This window comes from Aminobacter sp. P4_D5 (assembly GCF_056401815.1).
On the sequence record NZ_JBFUIP010000881.1, the window covers coordinates 1 to 642 of the forward strand.

General features: G+C 70.4%; 1 protein-coding gene. It reads left to right on the forward strand.

Translation table 11 applies throughout. The features are described from left to right. Positions 1–639, forward strand: a 639-nt coding sequence (locus tag AC1DWF_RS35565; RefSeq protein WP_476843161.1) for a Bug family tripartite tricarboxylate transporter substrate binding protein, incomplete at its 5' end; no start/stop codon positions are given. Positions 640–642 lie beyond the last annotated feature (3 nt).

The following is a 642-nucleotide window of genomic DNA, read 5'->3' on the forward strand; positions in this document are numbered from 1 at the left end:
CATATCGGCATGGTCGGCACCGCGCCGCTCATCCTGGTGGTGCAGCCGAACTTTCCCGGCCGCACGCCGGCCGAGGTGACGACGCGCCTGCGCAACTCGCGCCCCGAGGAATTCGCCTATGCGACCTCCGGCGTCGGCTCCATTCCGCATCTCGCCGTCGAGGTGATGGCGCTGGCGCTGGGCGGCGCGAAGTTCACCCATGTCCCCTATCGCAGCGGCGGGCTGATGCTGACGGCCATCCATCAGGGCGAGGGTCAGTTCGGCATCGCCGTGCTCGCCAGCGCCGCCGGCCAGGTGCGCGACGGGCTGGTGCGCGGCCTCGCGGTCACGAGCCGCGAGCGCTTCCCCTCCTTCCCCGAGATCCCGACGCTGGCCGAGGCCGCCATTCCCGGCTTCGAGATGACGACCTGGAACATGATCATCGGCCCGCCCAACATGCCGCCCGCGGTGGTCGCGCAGGTCAATCGCGCGCTGGTCGCCAGCGTGACCGAGCCGCAATTGCGCGAGCGCCTGCTCGGCGCCGGCGTCGCCGCCTGGAGCGCCACCAACACACCGGAGACGACGCGCGACTTCATGATCGCGGAGGTGAACAAGTACCGCGACGTTGTGGCCCGGACCGGCGTGCGCCTCCAACGTTGATAG